19 protein-coding genes are annotated in these 25,430 nt (G+C 45.4%); 10 read left to right on the top strand and 9 right to left on the bottom strand.

The window, feature by feature from the left end; all coding sequences use genetic code 11:
• Positions 1-568: 568 nt before the first annotated feature.
• Positions 569-2,398, top strand: a complete 1,830-nt coding sequence (locus L1D37_RS20335; protein WP_239848974.1) for a methyl-accepting chemotaxis protein — start codon at positions 569-571, stop codon at positions 2,396-2,398.
• A 103-nt stretch (positions 2,399-2,501) separates the two neighbouring features.
• Here the strand turns inward: L1D37_RS20335 and L1D37_RS20340 are convergent, their stop codons facing one another.
• Positions 2,502-5,516 carry an efflux RND transporter permease subunit gene (locus L1D37_RS20340; RefSeq protein WP_239848975.1) on the bottom strand — a complete coding sequence of 1,005 codons (3,015 nt, stop codon included), beginning with the start codon at positions 5,514-5,516 and terminating at the stop codon, positions 2,502-2,504.
• Between the two features lie 2 nt (positions 5,517-5,518).
• Positions 5,519-6,352 (bottom strand): efflux RND transporter periplasmic adaptor subunit, encoded by an 834-nt coding sequence (locus L1D37_RS20345; RefSeq protein ID WP_239848976.1) that lies wholly within the window; start codon positions 6,350-6,352, stop codon positions 5,519-5,521.
• Between the two features lie 197 nt (positions 6,353-6,549).
• On the opposite strand from L1D37_RS20345, the gene L1D37_RS20350 reads away from it, so the two are divergent.
• Positions 6,550-7,248: a response regulator transcription factor gene (locus tag L1D37_RS20350; RefSeq protein WP_239848977.1), complete on the top strand. Its 699-nt coding sequence runs from the start codon at positions 6,550-6,552 to the stop codon at positions 7,246-7,248.
• 56 nt (positions 7,249-7,304) lie between these two features.
• Positions 7,305-8,555 carry a HAMP domain-containing sensor histidine kinase gene (locus tag L1D37_RS20355; protein ID WP_239848994.1) on the top strand — a complete coding sequence of 417 codons (1,251 nt, stop codon included), beginning with the start codon at positions 7,305-7,307 and terminating at the stop codon, positions 8,553-8,555.
• A gap of 66 nt (positions 8,556-8,621) precedes the next feature.
• Here the strand turns inward: L1D37_RS20355 and L1D37_RS20360 are convergent, their stop codons facing one another.
• The 5 genes from L1D37_RS20360 to gcl all read right to left on the bottom strand — a co-directional run bounded on the left by L1D37_RS20360 (position 8,622) and on the right by gcl (position 14,573).
• The gene (locus tag L1D37_RS20360; RefSeq protein ID WP_239848978.1) at positions 8,622-9,239 is read right to left on the bottom strand and encodes a TetR/AcrR family transcriptional regulator; all 618 of its coding nucleotides are present in this window, start codon (positions 9,237-9,239) and stop codon (positions 8,622-8,624) included.
• 165 nt (positions 9,240-9,404) lie between these two features.
• Positions 9,405-10,715, bottom strand: coding sequence for a glycerate kinase (locus tag L1D37_RS20365; protein ID WP_239848979.1), 1,311 nt, complete (start codon positions 10,713-10,715; stop codon positions 9,405-9,407).
• A gap of 258 nt (positions 10,716-10,973) precedes the next feature.
• Positions 10,974-11,870: a 2-hydroxy-3-oxopropionate reductase gene (locus tag L1D37_RS20370; protein ID WP_239848980.1), complete on the bottom strand. Its 897-nt coding sequence runs from the start codon at positions 11,868-11,870 to the stop codon at positions 10,974-10,976.
• 37 nt (positions 11,871-11,907) lie between these two features.
• Entirely contained in the window at positions 11,908-12,684 is a 777-nt protein-coding gene (gene hyi, locus L1D37_RS20375) for a hydroxypyruvate isomerase (RefSeq protein ID WP_239848981.1), read from the bottom strand.
• 116 nt (positions 12,685-12,800) lie between these two features.
• Positions 12,801-14,573, bottom strand: a complete 1,773-nt coding sequence (gene gcl / locus L1D37_RS20380) for a glyoxylate carboligase (protein ID WP_239848982.1) — start codon at positions 14,571-14,573, stop codon at positions 12,801-12,803.
• A gap of 314 nt (positions 14,574-14,887) precedes the next feature.
• On the opposite strand from gcl, the gene aceB reads away from it, so the two are divergent.
• Together aceB and L1D37_RS20390 are read left to right on the top strand one after the other, a co-directional pair.
• Entirely contained in the window at positions 14,888-16,513 is a 1,626-nt protein-coding gene (aceB, locus tag L1D37_RS20385; RefSeq protein WP_239848983.1) for a malate synthase A, read from the top strand.
• Positions 16,514-16,616: 103 nt separating this feature from the next.
• Positions 16,617-17,057 carry a heme-binding protein gene (locus L1D37_RS20390; protein ID WP_008220964.1) on the top strand — a complete coding sequence of 147 codons (441 nt, stop codon included), beginning with the start codon at positions 16,617-16,619 and terminating at the stop codon, positions 17,055-17,057.
• A gap of 85 nt (positions 17,058-17,142) precedes the next feature.
• Here the strand turns inward: L1D37_RS20390 and L1D37_RS20395 are convergent, their stop codons facing one another.
• A complete protein-coding gene (locus L1D37_RS20395; protein ID WP_239848984.1) occupies positions 17,143-17,625 on the bottom strand; it encodes a MarR family transcriptional regulator in 483 nt (160 codons plus the stop codon).
• A 123-nt stretch (positions 17,626-17,748) separates the two neighbouring features.
• On the opposite strand from L1D37_RS20395, the gene L1D37_RS20400 reads away from it, so the two are divergent.
• Both L1D37_RS20400 and L1D37_RS20405 read left to right on the top strand, forming a co-directional pair.
• Positions 17,749-18,642 (top strand): DMT family transporter, encoded by an 894-nt coding sequence (locus L1D37_RS20400; protein WP_239848985.1) that lies wholly within the window; start codon positions 17,749-17,751, stop codon positions 18,640-18,642.
• A gap of 216 nt (positions 18,643-18,858) precedes the next feature.
• Positions 18,859-20,379, top strand: a complete 1,521-nt coding sequence (locus L1D37_RS20405; RefSeq protein ID WP_239848986.1) for a DUF1254 domain-containing protein — start codon at positions 18,859-18,861, stop codon at positions 20,377-20,379.
• Positions 20,380-20,466: 87 nt separating this feature from the next.
• Here L1D37_RS20405 and L1D37_RS20410 read toward each other — a convergent pair whose 3' ends face one another.
• A complete protein-coding gene (locus L1D37_RS20410; RefSeq protein ID WP_239848987.1) occupies positions 20,467-21,375 on the bottom strand; it encodes a LysR family transcriptional regulator in 909 nt (302 codons plus the stop codon).
• Positions 21,376-21,790: 415 nt separating this feature from the next.
• Here L1D37_RS20410 and L1D37_RS20415 point away from each other — a divergent pair, with 415 nt between their 5' ends.
• The 3 genes from L1D37_RS20415 to L1D37_RS20425 all read left to right on the top strand — a co-directional run bounded on the left by L1D37_RS20415 (position 21,791) and on the right by L1D37_RS20425 (position 25,261).
• Positions 21,791-22,708, top strand: coding sequence for a DMT family transporter (locus L1D37_RS20415; protein ID WP_239848988.1), 918 nt, complete (start codon positions 21,791-21,793; stop codon positions 22,706-22,708).
• A 262-nt stretch (positions 22,709-22,970) separates the two neighbouring features.
• Complete coding sequence (locus tag L1D37_RS20420) at positions 22,971-23,813, top strand: helix-turn-helix domain-containing protein (RefSeq protein ID WP_239848989.1); 843 nt, start codon at positions 22,971-22,973, stop codon at positions 23,811-23,813.
• A gap of 101 nt (positions 23,814-23,914) precedes the next feature.
• On the top strand, positions 23,915-25,261 hold the full coding sequence (locus tag L1D37_RS20425) for an MATE family efflux transporter (RefSeq protein WP_239848990.1): 1,347 nt from the start codon (positions 23,915-23,917) through the stop codon (positions 25,259-25,261).
• The last annotated feature ends 169 nt before the right edge of the window (positions 25,262-25,430 follow it).

The following is a 25,430-nucleotide window of genomic DNA, read 5'->3' on the forward strand; positions in this document are numbered from 1 at the left end:
TATATGTTGTGCGTGTAATTTTGTTAGAAGCTTCACTTTGGTGTTCTGAGTTATTCACTTTTAAGAACCGTAAGTGCCGCTAATTTTTGCGACACTATACCCTCATCTTTAAATAAAATGGCATACCTAATCGAGCCAAATCCAATATAAATGAGTTATTGCACAACAAGTCACAAAAATACAAAACGAACATCACACAGCGGCTTCTAGATCATTTGACTTGGTGAAATTCAATACAAGTATTCAATCCAACCACCGACTATAAACATAGGTAAAATTTCGAACAGATTACGTCCTTTGGCTCCTTGATCCTTTCAAACATTAAAAAATAAACGTTTGAGTTTCTTATAAACCACATACCGATAACCCATCACCTACAAAGTATAAACTTATATTTAAATTAATCTTTTCATCCTGAAAGAAGGGCCACAATCAATTAATGTAAGGTTATATTGCTTATTACAGAAATACCCTCATCTGACCTGTAACATTGAAAACAACCTTTTTATACAGCATTTTTTCGATGAAATTCCAATCTAAAATCATACTAACGAGCAGTCTTCTGTTCTTGTCAGTTATTACTTGTATCGGCTTCATTCAACAACAAGCCACCAGCAATACTTTTAAAGAAAATATACATCTTAGTGTCCAAGAACTAATCAAAAGCGTCGGCTATACAGTTTCATACCAACTCAACGCTAGCCGTGAGTTAGTGGGTTCAGTAGTCCATTCATTGAATATGATTGATGCTACTAATCACGACCTTGCGTACGAAGCAATATCGACCTCGACGTTGAAGAGTAGCTTTCAAGCGGTTGGTATCGGATACGAGAATAATGGTCTTCTCATCTCAAATGACGGCTGGGTTCCTGACCAAAGTTATGATGTACGTTCTCGCCCTTGGTACATCGCAGCAAGCCAATCAGATGGCATAGTAGTAACCAAACCTTATGTTGACTCATCTACCGGCGATATGATCATTTCTGTTTCTTCATCAATCAATGATACCAATGAGCAATTTTTGGGAAATGTAGTATTTGATGTGTCATTAACCCCCCTTGCACAACTAGTCAATCAAACCAACCTATTCGACTCTGGTTACCTTTTCATGGTGACAGGTGACGGCACAACGATTGCTCACCCTAACAGTGATTACAATGGTCAGCCTTTGACCGATTTTGCTCCAGATGTAAAACTCGAAACGGGTGTAAAGGAAGTTATAATTAATGACGCACTGCATCTGATCAGCTTACAAAAAGTGAGAGGAGAAGATTGGTATATTGGTGCGCTCGTAAATGAGGAACGTGTTTTCTCTAGCCTAAATGACCTAACCTCCCACCTAATATTGATGGCTTCAATTTCGATCATTATTATTGCCATTCTCTTGTACTGGGTGATTGATTACCTATTCCGACCGGTAAAAGAATTAAATTCAGCAATCAAGAACATTGCTTCTGGTGAAGCGGACCTAACTCATCGCTTAAAAACAGACAATGACCTCGAGTTTGCTGAATTGGCAGGGAACTTTAACCAATTCGTTGAAAACTTGCAGGTTCAAATGTTGGAGTCAAAAAGAGTGGCATCAACCTTGAAAAACCAAGCAGATAAAACTCAAAAGACAACACAAGAGACAGGATTCAATGTGAATCATCAGATGTCAGAGTTAAGGAGTTTAGTGACCGCCATGGAGCAGATGTCGGCTTCTGCTCGCGATACAGCTCAAAGTGCCCAAGATGCGGCAGAAAGTGCCAACTTTGCTGAAAAAAATGTCATTGAGAGTGTCGATGTTGTTCAGCAAACCGAACAAACGATCAAAAGCCTATCGCTCAGTATTAAACATGCCTCCACTCAATCCGACAACCTAACCGAAGCTACGAATAGCATTACTAGTATTTTGGATGTCATAAGTGAGATAGCTAATCAAACCAATTTATTGGCTTTGAACGCAACGATTGAATCAGCACGAGCGGGACAAGCTGGTCGAGGTTTTGCGGTAGTTGCTGACCATGTACGCTTACTCTCCTTGAAAACACAAGAATCAACAACAGAGATACATTCCAAAATAAACCAGTTAAAGAACGGAACGAGCTCAATGGCACAAGCTATAACCGTCAGTGAAGCAAGTGCAAGAGATGCTATTTCTTGTGCTAAAAAAGCCACTGAAGCACTCAGTTCTGTACAAGCAAACATCACCCACATTTCTGGTTTTAACGATCAAATAGCGGCAGCAGCAGAAGAGCAAAGCTCTGTATCTATTGAGATAAATCGCAATACACAACAAATCAGTCAATTGAGCCAACAAGTAGCAGAACAAGCTGTGGAGATGAGCAGTGGTATGGATACGCAATTGAGCGAGATCGATAAACAACAACAAATCCTAGAACGCTTCAAATTATAACAGCTAGACCTTCGCTCTAAGTAAAAACTCCGATGTACATCGGAGTTTTTACTTGTATTTCTATTCAGGTTTCAACCACTCATTTCTAGCCCATTTAATATGATTATGAATTATTAGGCTTTCTTGAAAAAAACAACGCATACATGGCCGGAATCACCAACAGTACCACGGGTAATGAGAACAACAGACCATAGCCCAACGTGAGCGACATTGGCCCCATAAACACATCAGTTCCACCTAACCCGTAGGCGAGAGGTAACAAACCTGCCACTGTGGTCAGCGATGTCATAACAATCGGGCGCAGACGACTCACCGCCGCTTGAGTTACGGCATCAATAGCGCTCAAACCTTCGATTCTTAACTCGTTGATTCGGTTAATCAGCACCAAGGAGTTATTGACCACAACGCCCGTCATCCCAAGTACACCAATCAATCCAAACAGAGACATCGGCTGCATGTGAACCACGAGCGCCATCAACGAAGCCATGATCGCAAATGGGATAACCGCCATAATGAGCAGGGGTTGCAACAATGAATTGAACATCACTGCTAACACGAAGTAGATCGCCACCATAGCTGCAGGGAACACCACCATAAAGCCACTCATGGTTTCGTTAGTGCTTTCCGCCTCGCCGCCTACGTTAATTGTCACGCTTGATGGGTATTGACCTGTAAGCTCTGTGACTAGCTCATCGGCTAATGCGACAGGGCTAATGCTCTCGTCAGACAATGCCGCAGATACCGTAACTTCACGCTCGCCATTGTAGTGCTTAATAAGACGCGGAATTTCTATCTGCTCAACCATAGCCAAGCGACTCAATGGTACTTGCTGCCCGTCAGCAGTGTAGATTTTAGTGGTTTTCAGCTTTTCGAGATCGCGAAATTGCTCATCTAATACCACACGAATATCGACTTCTTGATCGCCAAGCCAAGTGGATGTCACGCTATTACCATCAAAGCCAACACGCAGTGCGTTCGATAGATCACTCACCGTGAGGTTGTATTTCGCCAACCAGTGATATTGAGGAACAATGTTCAACTGAGGATCTTTCAGTGCCTCACTGTGATTAATGCTGGTCACGCCTTTATAGTCTTCTAGCCAAGCCATCACTAGTTCAATGGTTTGATTACGTTCACTCTCCGTTCCACCGAGCACACGAACTTCAACCGGGTCACCCGGAGGTGGGCCGCCCGCGTCAATTGAGAACTTGATAAACATGTCTTCAGACAGAGCTGCCAACTCTTCGTTAAGTGCCGCGATAATCTGTTCGGCTGAACGGGTGCGCTGGTCAAAGTTTGTCAGGTTAATAATGCCCTGCGATACCGGTGATGAGTAAACCAATTCGTAGCTGACCAGTTCCGTTTCTGGCAGAGATTCGATTGCTTGCTCGATAGCCTGATGAGCATCTCGCACCTTTAATAATGGCGTACCCGCTTTCACTTCGGTGTACACATCGATGTATTTTCCCGCCTCAGTAGGGAAGATATCCACTTTCAACGAAGAGACTAAATAGCTAGAAGCGACGAACCCAACAATAGCCACTGCGATCACTGATTTCTTGTAGTTCAATGCAATATTGAGCAGTGAGCGATAACGGTTCGAAACCCATTCAAAACGATCATTTTCTTCGACTTTTTTGGTGGTCTCTTTCGCCGAAGACAAGTGCGCAGGCAACGTTAACGTACATTCAATGAATGAGAACACGAGCGCTGCGATAACGGTAATCGGGATCACTGAGACGGCTTTACCCATAGTGCCCGGAATGAACATCATCGGGATAAACACCAAAGCAGTGGTCACTAAGCTTGCCATCAAGGGCTTGATTACTTTTAAAGTCCCTGACACCGCAGCATCGACACCCTTTTTACCTGCTTCCTTTTCTTGGAAAATACTTTCGGCGATGATCACTGAATCGTCGACGATAATACCGATAACCAAAAGCAATGCTGCCAATGTGATGCTGTCTAAATTCAGCCCCATGATTGGCAGAACCATCATCACACCGAACACACAAAACGGGATAGAAACCGATACCCAGAAAGCGACACGACGTTGCAGGATCATGCTCAAGATAAGCAGCACCAACACCAAACCTATCGCGCCATTGGTTGCCACGATAGAGAACTTCTCGCCCATGTCTTTGCCGAGATCCAGACTCGTTTGGAAGATGAATTGGTCGCCAATGCGCTCGCTCTCTTTGTCCAATAAAGCCTTAATGCTGTCGATGGTCGCAATCACATCTGCGCTGCCACTGTTGGTGATAGAGAAAATCACCGCAGGTTTCCCGCTCATCACCGGATCTTCGGTTGCTCGTGCAAAAGTATCGATAACGGTCGCCACATCAGACACACGGACAACTTGGCCGGAATCTAATGCCTTAATCACGATGTTAGACACATCCCCCGTCGACTCTACTTTGGTCATGGTGACGATCTTCTGTTCTTGGCTCCATGACTCTACAAATCCGCCTGACTGTGACAGGTTATGCTGCTCGATCGCGGTGCTGATATCATCAAAGGCAACTTGATAACGGCGCGCTTTTTCAGGGTCGACCTCAACCCAAAACTCGCGTTCGTTAAAGCCGGACATCGTAATAGAACCGACGCCACCAAGGTTATTGATCTTCTTTTCTAATTGATAAGCATAGTGCTGCAAAGACGCTGAATCTGAGTTGCTACCCGCTAGGCTCACGCCAAAGTGATACACATCCAAAGAAGAGGTTTTCTGCTGAGTCACAACCGGCGGCGAATCTATATCTTTCGGCAGGTTCCCGACTCGGTCTACCGCTTGCTGTATATCCCGTAAGATCACCGCGGCGTCTTCACCGGGCAAATACTCAACCTCGATACGAGATCGCCCTTCTGAGGATTCTGACGAAAAATAGGCAATGCCATCGACGGAACGAAGTTCTTTCTCTATCGGGTTGGTGATGTTCAGTTCAATGTCTTGAGCTGTTGCGCCGGGATAACTGGTTTCGATTTCCGCCGTGTCCATCGCAACATCTGGGTACTCTTGCAAGTTGAGTTGCATTAACGACATAGCGCCCGTTAGCAACACCATGACCGTGATGATACGAGCCAAGAACTGACGATTCGCGAAGTATGCTAAGAAGTTCATCGTTACTGCCCTTTACCTTCATTTGATGCTGTTTGGTCCAATACCACTTGAGCGGTTGTGATGCCTTGAATGGAAAGATCTGTCGAGGCGTAAACCGACATACCTGGCTTAAACTCGTGGCCTTGGTTGGTGATTTCGACCAATACTGGGTAGGTCAAATTTTGCATCTCGACGCCAATGCGCTGGACCTTTGCTTCCATCTTGAATTCTGGATTGGTTTCAGACCACACCACCACTTCTTGACCAACGCTGAAATGCTTTAAGTCATACTCACTCGCCATGAACGACAGAGTCACCTTGTCGATGTTGACCACTTCATAGAGCAAATCCCCTTCGCTCACCCAAGCCCCCGATTGCGCAGGTTTATTGGAGATGTAACCCGAAATTAGGGATTCAATCTGAGTGTTATCTAGATCCACTTGAGACTGTTGATAATCAATTTGAGCGACAGAAACCGCGGCTTTGGCGCTTAGAAATTCTGCTCGAGCCGTATCTAATTCCCCGATTGACAAGCTGTTTTTCTTAATGAGTGCTTGATAACGGTTGTAGGTTGCTTTTCGTAGCGCTAGATCAGCCTCTGCAAGCGCTAGATTGGCTTTGGCCTTATTGACGCTAAACTTAAAATCATCGGCTTTAATCTGAGCCAGTATTTGTTGTTGGTTTACGGCATCACCCACTTCAAGGTTATTCATCTCTACAACACCAGGCACTTCTGCCACTACGCTGTGTTTGTTCAATCCTTGAACGTGACCGATTAGCTCGGTTGCTTGAGCCATTGATATTTGAGTTGTTGAGACTCCAAGAAGTGCTGCAAGCGCGATAATTTTAGTTTTCATAATTCAACCCTCACCTATTGATGTGAGCTATTGTTGAATTCTCTTTGTCGAATTAAAGTCGAAGTGGATTCGACATTGAAAAATAATTGGATGACGCTGTATTTTTATACGCAGCACTATCAATTAGACATAAATTCGACATAATTTTGGATAGGCTACATTTTTACTGACCGTAGAGTTTTAGGTGGGAACAAGAGATGCTTGAGCGCAGTCGTATTTTGGTTGTTGAAGACAATATCGAACTTCAAGGCATTATTGCCGACTTCTTAGAGGTTAAAGAGGCTGTCGCGGATTTTGCTTCCGATGGCGAACAAGGCTTCAATCTAGCGATGCAAAACGACTTCGATGCGATTGTCTTAGATGTCATGCTGCCTAAACTTGATGGAATGCAGGTGGCTTCGAAACTGCGTCAAAATGGCATAACGACACCGATTTTGATGTTAACTGCGTTGAATGGCCAAGAAGACCTGTTAAGTAGCTTTGATTCCGGTGCCGACGACTTCGTTACCAAACCTTTTCAGTTTCCTGAGTTAGAAGCTCGCCTATCAGCACTGATAAAACGCAATAAAGGCTTAGTCGCGAAAAAGACACTGAGCTTTGGTGAAGTGATTATTGATGAAAAAACGCATACCGCTTCAAGAGATGGACAACCGCTAACCCTTACACCTATCTTGTTCCAAATTCTGAGAGAGTTAGTCAAAGCTCAAGGCGGGGTTGTATCTCGCGAGAGCCTAATCTACATGCTTTGGGGCGATGACATCCCAGACAAAGATGTACTCCGCAGCCATATCTACCTGCTGAGAAATGTACTCGACAAACCCTTCGACTTTCCAATACTCAAGACCATTCCAAAGCATGGATTTCAGTTGCTCTCGTCTGCTGGTGAGCCTCAATAAAGATGAAGATACGAACCAAGCTAGGTAACTCAATCGAAGATGTCAGAATCCGTACCATGCGTACCTTTTCGGTCATCGCTCTAGTCTCATCATGCATCGTATTTTTCGTGTTCTCGCTGCGGTTGGTTTGGCAGGAAGAAGCTCAAATAGAAAATCACCTCAAGTCATTCAAGGGTGTGGCACAACAGTTCTATCACCAGTTGTCGCCAACTGGCAGTCTCAAGCTGTCGGACAACGTGACGGTTTATTATGGTAAAGCAGACTTTACCGACCAACTCAAAAAGCTACCGCCAATGGCGCTGGAAACGGTCGATCGTCAACGCTTTGAAATCAGACTTTCTGAAGAACACATTCTTATTCCCGGCGTGCTCGTTTACCACTTTGCCTTTGAAGACCAAGGGAAAACCATTCCGACTTACATCACCATCAGCTCATTTGATATGGACCTGTGGGATGACAGTTGGGGCGTATTGATGGCGATTTCGACTCTGTTGATGCTCGGGCTGATCATAGTATTACGGGTTACCCTCAAACGAGTGTTCGACCAGCTAATGGCGCCCATTTCAGACCTCAGTACTCAACTCAGTCAACATGAATCTGATAACTTCAAAGTACCTGACCACACGATTGACGAGCTGCAGATGCTCACCTCGCACCTCAACAGCTATTCAAAAATGAAAGACAGGCTTGCCAAGCAAGAGATGATGTTTGCCAAATACGCGAGTCATGAATTAAAAACACCGATAGCGATTGTGATTGGTGCAGCCGAACTGCAAGCCATGAAGCCTGATGATCCTGCATTCCAAACTAAGCAACGTGAGCGTATTTTAGGTGCTGCCAATGGGATGAGTAACACGGTCGAGGTATTGCTTAATATTGTGAAACAAGAGAACTCTTCAACCGAAAAAACGTTAACTGAGATCGACGATAGCTCTATCGACTTATCTAAATACCAAGCGATGTTATCCCCTGGCGTTGAGCTGGTGTTGAACGTTGAGCAAGACACCACGCTCAACATGCCCTTGACTCTAGTGAACATGGTGCTGAAGAACTACATTGAAAACGCGATCCGATTTACCACACAAGGTGAGATAACGGTGACTATCAACTCAAATACGATTTCAGTTTCTGATACTGGCTCGGGCTTAAGTGATGATACAAAAACCGAACACGGTCTTGGTTTAATCATCGTCAAACGTATCGGAGATAGCTATGGATGGACATCCACACTGATAGATAATGCGCATTCAAACTCGATATTAGCCAGCTCTGGTTGCACTGCGACCTTTGCTAGAAACGATATATAAATACAGAAGGACGAATACAAAAAAGGACATCGTGTGATGTCCTTTTTAAATCAATTTGATGAGATGTTAATCCGCTTTTCCTTTCACTCCACACCCTTTAATCACGAGCTGGGTGATGAACTCTGCGGCTTCTTCGTAGTCTTTGTCATCGAGCTTATCTTTCTGCATCACGCTGCAAATCTGCCAGCCAAAATCGGCGTAGGTTTGGGTTGCCGCCCAGATGGTAAACATCAAGTGGTGTGCTGGTACGTCATCCATTAAACCTTGTGCTGACCAGGTGGAGAACTTATCGAGGATCATCTGCGATTGGTTATACAGCTCATCGCCTATCTCTTTTGGCAACACTTTAGCGCCGGACATCACTTCATTGGCAAATACCTTAGAAGCGTGTGGATGGTCGCGAGAGATGATCAATTTGGTTTGAATATATTGAGATAAAGCTTCAATGGGATCACTCAGCTCTTCAATAGGGCGAGACGCTTCAAGTAACGGCTGTGTAACGGTTTCTAGAACGGCATTGTAGAGTTTGTCTTTCGAGCTGAAATAATAGAATACGTTGGGCTTGGGGATGTCGGCCGCTTTCGCGATATCGGCCATTTTTGTTGCGGCATAACCATGAGTGGCGAATTGTTCACACGCGACCTCGATGATTAAATCTTGATTCTTTTGTCTGATCCTAGACATAGTACTTCCTTTACAGCTCATTACTTAAACCATAGTAATCAACGTGCTTCATTAGTCCAGAAGTTAATCTCAGAACTCGAGGTCACCGCATTGATAGCAAATAAAATGACCGCTCTTATGTGCAGAGGAACGACCATTCAACCGTGTGTTTTCTAGCGGGTCAGCTTAGAGAATCAATATTGCACGGAAATCATTTACGTTAGTGAGTGTAGGCCCCGTCGTCAGTAACACGCCCGTTTGCTTGAAAAAGTCATAACTATTGTTCGCCTCTAGATAATCATCAGCTTTAAGTGACAAGCGAGTCCCTTCTTGCCATGTTTGTGGGGTTATCCATGCCCCGGCATTGTCTTCCACACCGTCAATACCATCGGTATCAGCGGCCAAAGCGAATATGTTGTCCTGTCCTTTTAGCTCGTTATACAAGCTCAACAAGAACTCACAATTACGTCCTCCACGACCATTGCCTTTAACCGTTACCGTGGTTTCACCGCCAGATAGCAACACGCAAGGGGTCTTGAATGGGTGCTTGTTGTTAGCAACTTGCTTGGCTAATGCTGCGTGCACCTTCGCCACTTCTCTCGCTTCGCCCTCAATACAATCACTCAGCACATAAGCGGGAATACCCAAACCTTCGGCCTCTGCAGCGGCAGCTTTCAATGCTGACATTGGGGTCGCGATAATATGATGCTCGGCGTTCTTCCAACAGACGTCATCTGACTTAACGGTCTCTGATTCTGGATTATTCAGCCATTCAAATGCCGAGTGTGGTGTTTCTATTTGGTAGCGTTCTAAAATTGCCATCGCATCAAAACGCGTGGTGGTGTCCGGTACGGTTGGTCCCGATGCAATCACACTGATGTCATCACCCGGCACATCAGAAATCGCCAATGACACCACTCTTGCTGGATAGGCTACTTTGGCAAGTCGGCCGCCTTTTATCGAAGATAGATGCTTGCGCACACAGTTCATCTCATCAATGGCGGCACCCGACTTAAGCAGTGCTTTATTGATTTGTTGCTTCTCTGCCAAGCTAATATCGCCACCGGGCAAGCTAAGCAACGCGGAGCCACCTCCTGACAAGAGACATATTAGGGTGTCGTCCTCACTGAGGTTACTCACTAATTCCAACATTCGGTGGCTAACTTCTAAGCCCATCGCATCTGGAACTGGGTGCGCCGCTTCAATCACCTCGATGAACTCACAAGGAGCGAGGTGTTCATAACGAGTCACCACCAAGCCTTCTAAATCACGTAGCGCGAGGTCTTGCTGTTTCTTGGCTTGCCAGACGGCTTCCAATTCAGCGGCCATCGATGCTGCCGCTTTCCCAGCCCCAATAACGACGGTTCGCCCAGCTTGATTAGCCGAGCGATAAAATATGTTTTGAGGAAGAAAAGGTTCGATGTGATTTTTGGGTAGTGCCTGATTTACAGCACTTGAGAAAAGGGTTTGCAGAAACTGCTTAGCATCAATGTCCATCAGCCACTCCTTAGTTGACGGAGAAAAAAAGAACCCCAATACAAGGCGAAAGGGTGCCTGCTAAGATCAAGTTGGAAAGGAACAACTTCAACCTTTGCCTCATACCGGGAACGCGTATAAAAGGAGACGAAACTACGCGATTTATAAACAAACTGTTTAAAACTGGGGGCTAACTTATCGATGTTAGCCCTGATTCATTGGTTTTGGTTTCAGCAGAAACGACAAAACCAATGTATTAGACGGATTACTCGTTAAGGATTAGCGAATCGAGTGATCAGAACGCTTCTCTATTGCTTGAATCAGCGCAGAGTGGTCCCAGCCTTCACCGCCCATCTCGGCACACTCACCAAACAAATCTTGAGCATTAGCCGTATTCGGCAGCGCGACCCCTAACTCTTGTGCACCCGTTAGTGCAAGATTTAAGTCTTTTTGGTGTAGCGAGATTCTAAAGCCCGGGTCAAAGGTGCCTTCCACCATTCGCTCACCATGCACTTCAAGGATCTTAGAGTTGGCAAAGCCACCTAATAGCGCCTGACGAACTCGCGCAGGATCAGCACCGGCTTTTGATGCAAACACCAGTGCTTCAGAGACCGCTTCAATGTTCAGTGCAACGATAATCTGGTTAGCAACCTTGCAAGTTTGACCCGCTCCGTTGTCACCCACCAGCGTGATGTTTTTACCCATGATTTCAAACAGTGGGCGTGCTTTATCAAAAGCATCTTGCTCACCGCCCACCATGATAGTTAGCGCGGCATTGATCGCGCCTACTTCACCACCAGAAACTGGAGCATCTAAGTATGAAGCACCGCCTTCATTGATACGTGCTGCAATGGCTTTAGTCGCGATAGGCGAGATTGAACTCATATCGATAACTAGCTTGCCCGTTGCTCCGCCCGCCGTGAGGCCTTGCTCGACACCGTTATCACCAAATAGGACCTCTTCCACTTGAGGTGTGTTTGGCACCATAAGAATAATGACATCCGCTTGCTCTGCGGCTTCAGCTGGGGAATGACAAACCGTAGCGCCAGCTGCAACCAGCTCAGCAGGAGCAGCGTTGAAGTGATCCGACAGAATCAAATCATGACCCGCTTTTTGAAGGTTACTCGCCATAGGTTTACCCATGATGCCAGTTCCGATAAATGCAATTTTAGACATATTGTTCTCCTTAACGTTTGAGGGTTACCAGACGCAATTAACGGTACTGGTTTAGCCAACCAAGGCCTTCTGTCGTTGTCGTTTTCGGTTTGTATTCGCAGCCAACCCAACCTTGATAACCAAGCTCATCAAGGTAGTTCAGTACGAATGGATAATTGATTTCTCCGGTACCCGGCTCGTGTCGGCCTGGGTTATCTGCCAACTGCACGTGAGCAATTTGACCAATGTTCTGCTGCATGGTCGGCGTAAGGTCGCCTTCCATAATCTGCATGTGATAGATATCGTATTGGATAGAAAGGTTATCGCTTGCCACCTCTTTAATGATGGTTTTCGCTTGCTCCGTGGTGTTCAAGAAAAAGCCTGGAATATCGCGCGTGTTAATCGCTTCAATCACTAGGCTAATGCCTTCTGCAGCTAACGCATTTGCGGCGTAGTGAAGGTTAATCACAAAGGTCGCCTGAGCGTCTTGCGGAGTAACGCCTTGTGGGACAATACCCGCTAAGCAGTTCACCTGTTTACAACCAAGTTTCTTGGCATAGGCTATCGCTTTAGGCACGCCCGCTTGAAACTCTTCAACGCGTGCTGGGTCAACCGCAATACCACGATCGCCAGCATCCCAATCCCCAGCAGGCAAGTTAAATAGCACTTGCTCTAGATTATTAGCATCAAGCTTTTGTTTAATCTCATCCGCATCAAAGGCATATGGGAAAAGGTATTCCACACCTTGAAAACCCGCCTCAGCGGCAGCTTCAAAGCGATCCATAAAATCAACTTCCGTGAATAACATTGACAAGTTTGCTGCAAATTTTGCCATGACTCTGTCCTTATTCTTTATTTTTGAAAATCTGGTTATTGGTAATAAAGCCTCGCTCTAATGGAGGCTTTCCGTAGAGCCCAATCTCGGCTCTACAGATACACATTATTTTGTGATTATTTGTACGCTAGCGCGGTTGGCGCATCGCCTCGGCTTTCGGCAAGTGGTTCAAATTCGTTGATGGCGTTGATCTCTACGCCCATCGCAATGTTAGTCACTCGCACCAGAATCAGCTCAACCACCACAGGCACCTTGTGCTTGTTCATTAGCTCTTTGGCTTGTTCAAACGCTGCTGCAATTTGGTCTGGTTCACGAACTCGAATCGCCTTACAACCTAAGCCTTCAACAACCGCCACATGGTCAACACCGTAGCCCTCAAGCTCTGGCGCGTTCTGGTTATCAAACGCCAGTTGTACACAGTAATCGATATCAAACTGGCGCTGCGCTTGGCGAATCAAACCAAGGTAGGAGTTATTCACCAACACATGGATGTATGGCAAGTTGAACTGCGCGCCGACCGCCAGTTCTTCAATCATGAACTGGAAGTCGTAGTCACCAGAGATAGCGACGATATCGCGACTTGGATCGGCCGCTCGAACACCCAGTGCGGCAGGTGTTGTCCAACCAAGCGGGCCAGCTTGACCACAGTTGATCCAGTTACGCGGCTTATAAACATGCAGGAACTGAGCGGCGGCAATCTGCGACAAGCCGATAGTGCTGACGTAGCAAGTATCACGACCAAATGCTTTGTTCATCTCTTCATAAACGCGCATCGGTTTCATCGGTGCTTCATCGAAATTGGTTTTGCGTAGCATGGTCGACTTGCGCTCCTGACACTCACCTACCCAACCACTTCGATTTGGTAATTTACCTGCATCACGCCACTCTTTAGCGACTTGAACCATGAGCTCAAGTGCTGATTTTGCATCTGAAACAATGCCTAAATCAGGGCAGAACACACGACCAATTTGAGTTGGCTCAATATCGACATGAACAAACTTACGCCCTTCGGTGTAAACATCAACAGAGCCGGTATGACGGTTAGCCCAGCGGTTACCCACACCAAACACGAAATCAGAGTTCAGCATGGTTTCATTACCGTAACGGTGAGAAGTTTGTAGCCCCACCATGCCTGCCATCAGCTCGTGGTCATCTGGGATAGAACCCCATCCCATCAAGGTTGGAATCACTGGTACACCGGTGATCTCAGCAAACTGCTGTAGCAGCTCAGATGCACCTGCGTTGATCACACCACCACCGGATACAATCAAAGGTTTCTCCGATTGAGACATCATGGTTAATGCTTTCTCAACCTGCGCGCGGGTTGCTTGTGGCTTGTATGGTTCAAGTGGCTCATAGGTATCAATATCGAACTCAATCTCAGCCAACTGCACATCTAAAGGTAGATCAATCAGCACTGGGCCGGGACGTCCAGAACGCATCAAATGAAAGGCTTTTTGAAATGCGCGTGGCACTTGAGCCGGCTCCAGTACCGTGGTTGCCCACTTAGTGACAGGCTTGGCAATCGATTCGATGTCGACCGCTTGAAAGTCTTCTTTATGAAGGCGAGCACGCGGAGCCTGACCAGTGATACATAGGATAGGGATCGAATCAGCGGATGCAGAATAAAGACCTGTGATCATGTCTGTTCCTGCCGGGCCAGAAGTACCAATACACACACCAATATTATCCTGATTAGTACGTGTGTAGCCTTCAGCCATATGTGAGGCACCCTCTACATGTCGAGCTAAGACGTGGTCGATTCCTCTGAGCTTTTTCATCGCTGCGTACATTGGGTTTATCGCTGCGCCGGGAACACCAAATGCGATGTCTACTCCTTCACGTTTAAGCACTTCTACCGCTGCTTCAATCGCTTTCATAATTGCCATTCGAACCTCCAGTTCAGATTGTATACAATTAAACTAACTTTTGTGTACTATGAATCATCTTCAGTATTTATCAAGTCCAATTTGAAACAATTTTGTTACATCAACCTATCCTATTGAACAGCAATCAAGCCTGAAAAGCTTACAATTCATTGCTTTACATAAAATATCTTTACGTAAAAATAAATCACAAAAAGATCAAATGATAAATAAATGTTAAATACCATTTGCTTGTTTACAATTTCTACAATATAAATATCGTTAAAAAGAGCATTTTGTATACAAAATGACATCGCATTGTGTAAAGGAGACAAACAATGATGAATGACGTGAAAGAAAGAGAAGAAACGCTGTGTATGCAGGTACTTGGGAATATGGACAACCCCGAGTACAAAGAGATCTTGTCTAAAGATGCATTGAAATTCTTAGAAGCTATCGTTAACAAGTTTGGAGATCGCCGTCATGCCCTGCTAAATGATCGCGACATTAAACAAGCTCAATACGATAACGGTGAGTTACCCAATTTTAGAAAGGACACTATCTCTATTCGTCAGAATAAAGAGTGGAAAGTCGCAACACCGCCGCCAGAATTGCTGGATCGCCGAGTAGAGATCACTGGTCCTATCGAAAGAAAGATGGTGATCAACGCATTAAACTCGGGCGCGAAAGTCTTCATGTGCTGCTTTGAGGATGCGTCTTCTCCAACTTGGGCCAACATGGTCGAAGGGCAAATTAACCTAAGAGATGCCAACTTGGGCACCATCAGCTATTTCGATGAGAAGAAACAGAAGAGCTACCAATTAAATAACGATCCTGCTCTATTGATTGCTCGTCCTCGTGGGATTCATTTGCCTGAACAGTCCATTCAATTCAACAATCAACCTATCGCTGGTTGTTTGATGGACTTTGCGCTGTACTTTTTCCACAACTATCAATCACGTGCGCAGCAAGGCTTAGGCGTTTACTACTACATTCCGAAGCTTGAGAGCATGGAAGAAGCACAATGGTGGGACGACATTTTCAGTTTCACCGAGAACTATTTCAACGTAGCAAAAGGCACCATCCGTGCGACCGTATTGATTGAAACTCTGCCAGCCGTTTTCCAAATGGAAGAGATTTTGTACGCCGTGCGTGATCACATCGTTGCGATGAACTGCGGTCGTTGGGATTACATCTTCAGCTACATCAAGACACTGAAAAATCATAAAGATCGTATCCTGCCTGACCGTCACGGAATCGGCATGGATCAAGAGTTTCTGAACGCTTACAGCCAGCTGCTGGTTCGTACTTGTCACGCTCGAGGGGCACTGGCGATGGGAGGCATGTCGGCTTTCATTCCAGCAAAAGATCCACAAGAGATGGAGCGTGTTACCGCCAAAGTTATTGAAGATAAACAAAGAGAATCTCAGAACGGACACGATGGCACATGGGTCGCACACCCTGCTCTAGTTGATTTAGCGATGTCGATCTTCGACAAGCACCTTGATGGCAAAGTGAATCAAATGGATTTCCAAAGCCCTGAACACACCATCAATGCCGACACCTTACTTAAACCATGTGACGGCAGCCGTGACGAAGCCGGCGTGCGCAAGAATATCCGTATTGCGCTGTATTACATCGAGGCTTGGATCCAAGGCTACGGCTGTGTACCTATTTACGGACTAATGGAAGATGCCGCCACCGCGGAGATTTCAAGAGCCAACATTTGGCAATGGATCCATCATGGCGTCACGCTAGATGACGGCCAAACCTTCACCAAACAACTGTTCCACTCTTGGCTTTACCAAGAGTTAGACACAATAAAATACGAAGTCGGAGACTCGCGCTATGCAGCAGGTCGATTTGAAGAGACAGCCGATCTTTTCTATCAACTTTCTACAGCAGAAGAGTTCGCTGCCTTCCTAACTTTACCCAGCTATGGGCTATTACAAGAGTCCAGTTAGGACTCTTGTACCAAGCTGAATCAGTCAATGATATTCACTAACAAGAGTAATGATTGACTGGCTGAGCTTGGTACGAATGCCCCTTGAAAAACTAGGAGATAACATGGGAAGTTTGACTCTACAACAAGCGTTAACCATCATCGATGGCACCTTAAAAGCAGGAAACAAAATCCACACAGAACCTTTGACGGTCGCCGTCTTAGACAGCGGTGGCAAGTTGATTTCCCTGCAACGTCAAGACGGCTCTAGCATGATGCGACCAGACATCGCGATTGCGAAAGCCTGGGGCGCACTCGCATTAGGGTGCTCCTCTAGAAAACTCGCCCAAGATGCTGACAATAGGCCGGCATTTATCTCCGCTGTAAACGTACTCGCACATGGAAATATGGTGCCTGTACCTGGGGGGCTGCTCATAAGAGACAAAGATAAAACGGTACTCGGAGCCATTGGCGTCAGCGGTGATATTTCAGACATCGATGAAAGCTGCGCCATCAACGGAATTGGCTGCGCAGAACTGTTTAGCGACGAGATGCTGCAAGCTTAATCCAGCAATGAGCTGATCTAACAAAAGAAAAAACCGAAGCCTTATGCTTCGGTTTTTTAATGAATCTAAAAAGAGATAAGCGAACCTACTCGTAAGCACTCAACCACGTTTTTAAAAGTTGGTTAGTGTTTTTCTTCTGGCTAGCCGATAAAGACTTAACCAGCTTTTTCTGCATCTCGACATGTTCAGTCATCATCTCATCGATCAGAACTAGGCCATCTTTGGTCAGTTTGACACTCACGCTTCGTCGGTCTTCTTTACTGTGCTCTCGGCTTATCAGCTCTTTGGCTTCTAGCTTATCAAGACGATTGGTCATCGCACCTGACGTTAGCATCATTGAGCCAATCAGCTCTGAAGGCGTCAATCGATATGGCTTTCCAGAGCGTCGTAAGGTCGCCAATACATCAAACTCACCCAACTTCATGTCGTACTTTTTATGCAGATCGGCAACTTGCGTTTCCATATACTTGGCAATACGCATAATCCGGCCCATCATTGCCATAGGCTCAGTTTCTAATTCGGGCTTTTCCTTTGCCCATTGCTCTACAACGCGGTCGATAGCATCCATTTGCAATCTAGCTCCGTTATTAGTCTGATTACTTCAAACTAGTTTAACATAAAGATACTTTACAACCACTAGTTCTCAGTATACAGTTCACACAATAGTTATCTTAACGTAAAGATATTTTGGATGAACATATTATTAGCAATGATTCCCGCATTCTTTTGGGGAACAACTTATGCAGTGACGCAATTTACGCTACAGGAGTGGCCACCACTATTACTAGGTGCTTTGCGTGCATTACCTGCTGGTTTGTTATTGCTAGCGGTAAAGCCAACACTGCCTAAAAAAGGCGAGTGGCAAATCATTTTCACTCTAGGCCTGATCAACATCGCGACCTTCTTTGGTTTGATCTTCGTGATGGCATTAACCCTGCCTTCAGCGATTTCGGGCGTGGGTATGATCTCTGTGCCTGTGTTCGCAATGATCTTCCATTGGGTAGTGAAAAAGCAGCGTCCGCATTTGATTCAAGCCCTGTCTGGTATTGGCTTGATCACCTTAGCTTGGATTCTATTCAACCCAAGTCAAATCGTATTGAACCCTATCGGTTTAGGCGCCATGTTTGCCGCGATCATGTGTATCGTTATCGGCAGCAGCATTACCAAATCACTGGGTAATCGTATGCACTGGTGGAAGGTACTCACATGGCAGCTGATTTTGGGCGGTACGATTTTGTCTGTCGCTTCTGGCGTTCATGCCTTCATCGACCCACAACCGTATGTTAACGCAGTGACTCATTTCGACGCTCGTAATGCGATGGGTTTGGTTTGGGTGATTGGGCTAAACACAGCACTTGGTTACGGCATGTATGTGTGGTTGCTGCAACGTATGTCGGTGGTTGATTTTACCTTTGGTGGAATCGCTAACCCGGTAGCAGGTATCGTGACCGGTATGGTGTTGATGGGTGAGTCGTTCACTGCGGTTCAATACTCGCTGATGACAGGCATGATCGTGATGTCTCTACTGCCTCAGTTGATTCTTGCAATCAGGCAGCCCAAGACGATCAAACCCGTTACGCAGTAAAAATTTAGAATGTTACTGATAAGCCCGCCAAGTGCGGGCTTTGTTTTATCTATAAAACTATTTATTGCAGTGCATCCACGCAGTTCTGCGATCGTCTTCTTAGCCTTTCACTTTGATCCTCGCTTTAAAGCTCATTTTTGAGCCTGTCGCGTATCAGATATGTTTTTTCGACTAGCATAAAGTAAGTACATCGAAACGAAACTGAAAGGTGACATCATGATTAAGTCGAAGCTGAAAGCACTTGTGTTGGCGAGCAGTCTCTTTATCTCACACCAAGTACTGGCTACGGAAAACTACAATACCGATATTCCATCAAGCATTATGACGCCGGATACGGTGCAAACCAGCATCGGTGAGCTGAACTTTAAAGATGGTGCACCAACTGCTGAAACTGCGCAAAAGCTGTATGACAATCTAGATACACTTCGCTCAACAGAGGTGTTCCTCAATGCGATTCCAATGGCTTCGGTTGAAGCACTGCGCGTTGGTCATACTGAGATTGGTTCAACTTCATCAAACCAAGTGGTGGTGTTTGATAACTTGATGGATTCGAATCCGTTATTTCTAACCGGTAACACCGACACCGTTTATGCTTCAGTTTTCCTCGACCTTGAGAAAGATGGTCCGACCGTCATTGAAGTACCAGAAGGTATGGGACCAACGACGGTGAACGATGCGTTTTTCCGCTTTGTTACCGACCTAGGCATCGTGGGGCCAGATAAAGGCAAAGGCGGTAAGTACCTGATTCTTCCTCCGGGCTACGAAGGCGAAGTACCTGAAGGCTACTTTGTTTCACAATCCACCAGCTACACCAACTGGTTTATTGCGCGCGGGTTCCTGAAAGATGGAAAAACCGATGCTGCAGTGAAAGCCTATAAAGAGAAGCTGAAGATCTACCCACTAGCGAAGAAAGATGATCAACCGGAAATGGAGTTCATCTCGGGGAGTGGAAAATCGTTCAATACCATTCATGCAAATGACGAGCACTTCTACACAGAGATTAAAACCGTGCTAGATAAAGAGCCGATTTCATTCATCGACCCTGAGCTGCGTGGTTTAATGTCGAGCATTGGCATTCAAAAGAACAAACCTTTTGCACCCGATGAACGCATGAAAAAGCTGATGAAAGATGGTGTCGCGATTGGTAACGCAACAGCTAGATCCCTGTACTTCCAGCCAAGAGACAAGAAAGCTTACATCTATGAAGACCGTCTATGGAAAACGGCGTTTATCGGCAAAGATTACCAATGGTTAGTCGACAAAGGTGAAGGTGGACGCAACCTAGATGCACGCTCTTACTTCTTCTATGTAGCGACGGTAAATACACCCGCGATGGCTCTAAAGCTTATCGAAAAGGGCTCTCAATACGCGCTGCTTGATCAAGCGAAAGACGGTGAATACTTCGATGGTGGCAAGCACTATAAATTGAATATTCCGGCGAATGTCCCGGCTAAGAACTTCTGGTCTATTGTGGCTTACGACACGCAAACGCGTTCAGAGCTACAAACTAGCCAACCGCTGCCAAGTAAGAACAACCAGCGTGATGATTTTATTGAAAACAAAGATGGTTCGGTTGATCTGTACTTTGGCCCTACCGCGCCACAAGGCAAAGAAGCGAACTGGATAGAAACGGTTCCAGGCAAAGGTTGGTTCACGATTCTAAGACTCTACGGCCCTCAAGAAGCTTGGTATGACCAAACATGGAAGCCAAGCGACATTGAAGAAGTTAAGCTGTAACACTAACCAGACTTAACGAAACAAGCTTTAGGACTAAAAAACGCGCCTTCATCGGCGCGTTTTTTGTTGTTGTCATCATCTATACGATCAATAGCTTTCTAAGCTCTCACTTAAGATCTGCTCAATCCGTTTGACTATCGGATGCTGATAACAAGCACGGTGATACTGAATACCAACATCAAACGTCACCGCTTCGCCGTTGAATAGCACAGGACGTTTACTGAGCCCACTAGGGATAGAAGCCAAATCCATATCAAAGCCAACGTATACATACTGACTCACCTGCACACATTCCAACGCGGAGGAGACCGATGCAACGGTCAGCTTTTGTTGCAACACCAAGCCTGTGCGTTTTTTTAGGCGTTCATAATAGGAATTCGCATCCAATGATCCCATCGAAACGCGCACCGTATCAAAGCTCTCTAACTGGTTGAGGTCGATGGCTTCGTTTTTGGCTAGAGGGTGAGTATCGGCCACATAAGCAAACAATTCTAACGACCCCACTTTACGCTCTACAATGCGATCATTGAGTTCATTCGGATAACCCGACACACCTATCGCTAAGGTGCCTGATTTAGGGAATTCAACGCCATCCAAAGACCAATCCATCATCGATATCTTGGGCTTCGATTCTTTACTTGTTAACCCTTTCAATAAGGGAACGGTAAACAGTGTGCTCAATGGATTCGCAGCATGAAAAACATATTCAATATTCGAATCGGTACCAATAAACGACTGCGATATTTGCTGCGCTTGCTCTAGCTTTTCTAAAGGCTCTTTCACCACCAGCATCAATTGAGTGGTGAACAAAGTCGGCGCATAAACACCTTTGGTTGCAATGAATAACTCATTAGCAAACAAGTCTCGACAATCCGAAAGGTGACGATTAAACGTTGCTCGGCTGATATCTAAAATATGGCAAACCTTCGCCTGAGATTGTTGCTCATAAAGCAGATCCAAAAATCGATACAGATTTAAGTCGATTGTGTTTTTCAAATGCCCTACCTCATTTCCATGCTATGTCGACCTTTGTTCAGTATGAACGTGAACCAAATAAACCTTCAACACTCTATGTTATAAGTTTGTTGTCAGTAGCGTTTTTTACAGACGTTACCTATATACCACTGCCCACCAGACTCCGAAGTCGAGCAAATCTGTCAATTATCTTACGTTGCGGAATGATACATCCACTCGTCAAAATTAGACCTTACAAAGAATAATGAATTTAACTTAATCTCTTTTTGTGAAATTTATTTACCCCAAAGGGTTATATTAGAGATTTAATTTCTCCATTTCATTTCAATTAGAGACAAAAAGACAAAATTTTTCTCCGGTGACCTACTTATACTGTGCCACGTCATTAAGGCGCTACAAGCCTATGATTTAAAATAATTATTAATGAGTAGTCACCATGAATTCGAAGTCGCTAACTATCTTGCTTTTTGTCTCTGTTTGCTTAATTTGGGGAACCACTTGGTTCGCTATGGAAGTGGCATTGCATTCTATCCCACCTATTTTTGCCACGGCATTGCGCTTTTTACTGGCTGCACCGTTACTTGCGGTATTGGCGAAAGTGTTCAACCAACCTCTGCTTTTTCCTAAGGGTAAACGTCAATGGCTGCTGATTGTGGCACTGATGTATTTTGCTATTCCGTTCACGTTAATGATCTATGGTGAGCAATATATCTCTTCTGGTTTGGCGTCGATAATCTTTGCAAACATGCCAGTAGCAGTGATGCTGATGTCGGGTTTATTCCTTGGTCTACGCTTAGCGAAGCATCAAATATTCGGCCTAGTTACTGCGGTTGTGAGCCTGTGCTTAATCCTTGGTAACGAAATGCAAATGGGCGGTGATGACTACTTTATCGGTACGGTTTGCCTGGGGCTTGCGGTTGCAATTCACGCGGTAATGTACGTGTTGGTACAAAAGCACTGTAAAGGCATCGAAGTACTGACTTACAACGCTGTGCCAAGCTTTATTGCTGCGATTTTCTTGTTTGCTGTGTCGGCTGTTGGTGAGAACGTGAACGTAGAATCTTTCACTTGGGATTCTATCTCAGCGGTCGTGTACCTAGGTTTTGTAGCGAGTGTCGGCGGCATTGTCGCTTACTTTAAACTAGGTCAGGTTTCGACGCCGTTCCAAGCATCTATCTGTTTTCTAATCTTCCCAGTGGTGGCGCTACTGATCTCTTGCTACATCAATGGTGAAGTTCTATCTGAACAATCACTGGTTATGATAATTCCGCTGCTTTGTGGCATCTTGCTGACCAAGGCACCTAAGGGCATCTTCAAGCTGCGTTCTTCGCTGAAAACAGCGAGTAGCAACTAAGCTCTGTGTTAGTCCCCCCTAGAAGATTGCAATGAGCTTCTAGGGTTTTAATCGTTATGCATACTTAAACTTCCGCCTCACTCCCTCTGTACATGCTTAATCTATGTCACCCCGATCACCGTTTCACTGCTCATCACTAGTAGCTAATAGCTAATAACATGCTAAGCGAATGACTTAAAAGTCACTATCGACTACATTAGGATTTGCTGAGCAGCGACTGTTACCGTTATCTACACAGCACTCACTCCAACAAAGGAATGTCATGAGAACTCCCATTAAACACGTTCGTCTAATCAAAGGTCAGCCCTGTCGTGCTGCGGAGCTATCTAACAGCAATGATACGTTCTTAGAACCACACAGACATGAGTATTGGGAGTTGGTGTGGTGCGTGGATGATCTCGGTAGCCAGAGTATTGATTTCGTTGACTACGACAACAAAGTCGGACGTATTTTTACCATTGCTCCGGGTCAGGTTCACCGCTCTGAACTGGTGGGAGAAAATGCTCGTTTACTGGTATTTACCCCAGGCTTTGTCAAAACCAATCATCGCAACACACAGTTGGTCGATACCGTTTTTGCCATGCATCAAAGTCGACCGCCCTATTTGGACTGCAACGAAGAAGGCAACCGCTACCTACTGCCTATTTTCACCATGCTCAAAGAAGAGTGCGAGCGAGAGAACAGCGACTGGGATTTAGTGGAGTCTCTCGTTAATAGTTTTTTGCGCTACATATTGCGCTTCGCAACCCAGTCCTCGTTGAAAGGCGAAGTGCGTGACAGCCGAGTAAACAAGGTTGTCGATTTGATTGAGCAACACTACACCACCCACAAACATTGCGACTTTTATGCGCAAGCGCTGTCGATAACAAACAAACGCATCAACGAAATCGTCAAGGCTGACAAAGGCAAAACCGTTACCCAGCTAATTCATGACCGAACCATCTTAGAAGCGAATCGAGAATTGATCTTTTCAACCAAGACCATCAAAACCATCGCTTTTGAACTGGGCTTCGAAGATCCTGCCTATTTCAGTCGTTTTTATCGCGGTCAGATGAACGAATCCCCCGCAGAGTTTCGAATTCGATGTGCAGATAGTGCAACATAACACGCAGATCATCCCTTTTTAGAATCCAGTTAAGTTCCGATAATGCTCGCTCTTTATTATATCCACTTTGGTTACATCCAATTTGTTGGGAGCTTGCTCAAATGGCCATCAACCTAAAAACCGATCCAATATCTAAATCCTTTTATCAATACCTTTGGCCTGCGCTAACCGGCATGGTGATCAAGTCTCTTTTCATCATGGGAGACGCTTGGTTCGTAGGGCACGGTGTTGGCCCTGACGGGCTCGGTGCAATCGCGTTAACCATCCCTGCTTTCTCTATATTCACTGCCATCGCGATGATGGTGGGTATTGGTGGCGCTGCGCTTATGTCGATTGAAGTCGGCAAAGGTAATGTGTCTTCAGGACAAACTCTGTTTAGCCAATCCATGCTGGTTACTGCTCTGTTTAGCACAATAACAGTCACTGCCGCTTTATTTTGGCTAGATGAAATGGTGGTGTTGATGGGCGCGACCGGTTACATGGCTGAACTTGCTCACGATTACCTGTCCGTCATGTTGCCATTCTTTGTTTTGTATTCATTGGCATGGGTCATGTCATGTTTTGTGCGTAACGATACCAACCCGAAACTGGCGACATATGCTATGTCGATCGGTGCTGTGGTTAACCTAGTATTGGACTACTTCTTCGTCTTGGATTTTGGTTGGGGCATGAAAGGGGCAGCCTACGGCACAGCCATCTCACAAGTCGTGATTGCCTGCATTTTATTGAGCCACTTCGTACGTAAACAAGGCACCTTAGAGCTAAGCTTAAAAGGGATTGGTTTCAATAAAGTACCAAGTATCCTCAAGATCGGGACCCCGACCTTCTTCATCGAAGTGACGGCGGCAATGACCATTTTGTTGTTCAACTATGTGTTACTTCATAAATTTGGTGAGAACCACATTATTGCTTACGGCTTAACAGCAAATGTAGGTGTATTTGCCCTGTTTGTGATGGTCGGAATCGCGCAAGCTTGCCAGCCAATCATCAGCTTTAATCATGGTGCAAGCCAGCCTAAACGTGTCGATGAAATCTTCCGTCTTGGGCTAAAAAGCGCTGTAGGCAGTGCCTTAGTCTTTATGATTTTGGTGTATCTGTTTGCACCGAAAATCGCTGCCTTTTATTTGGGTGCCTCAAGTGACTTGATTGAGCTATCAGCGACTGCACTCACCTTCTTCTTCTTTGCAGTACCACTGATGGGGGTCAACTTGGTGATCGCCAACCTGTTTCAGGCAACGGCTAAACCTAAGCAAGCAACACTAATATCTCTTGGACGAGGCTTTGTCTTCGTCGCATTAGGCATCATCATTTTGCCAAAGCTGTTCCCAGAACAAGGGATTTGGGCGAGTATCTTATTTGCAGAAACTGTCACTGCGATATTCAGCCTAAGCATGCTGCGAGCCTACAAGAAGCGTTTCTCTGGTTCGTTAGAAGAACAAGCAGCTTAGAGCGTTACGCTTTTGGTTAGCACATACAAAAAATGTATGGTCCGCCCCGTTATTGCAACTACAATTAAGTAATAACGGAGTTGGTTTGCGCTAATGTATTCGGAGTCCTTGTTGGGAGCACTAGCTTCCCAGCTCCACGATGATATCCGCGCCAGATTATCCTTAAAAA

It is taken from the genome of Vibrio sp. Isolate33, from assembly GCF_022397895.1.
Classification (GTDB): domain Bacteria; phylum Pseudomonadota; class Gammaproteobacteria; order Enterobacterales; family Vibrionaceae; genus Vibrio; species Vibrio pomeroyi.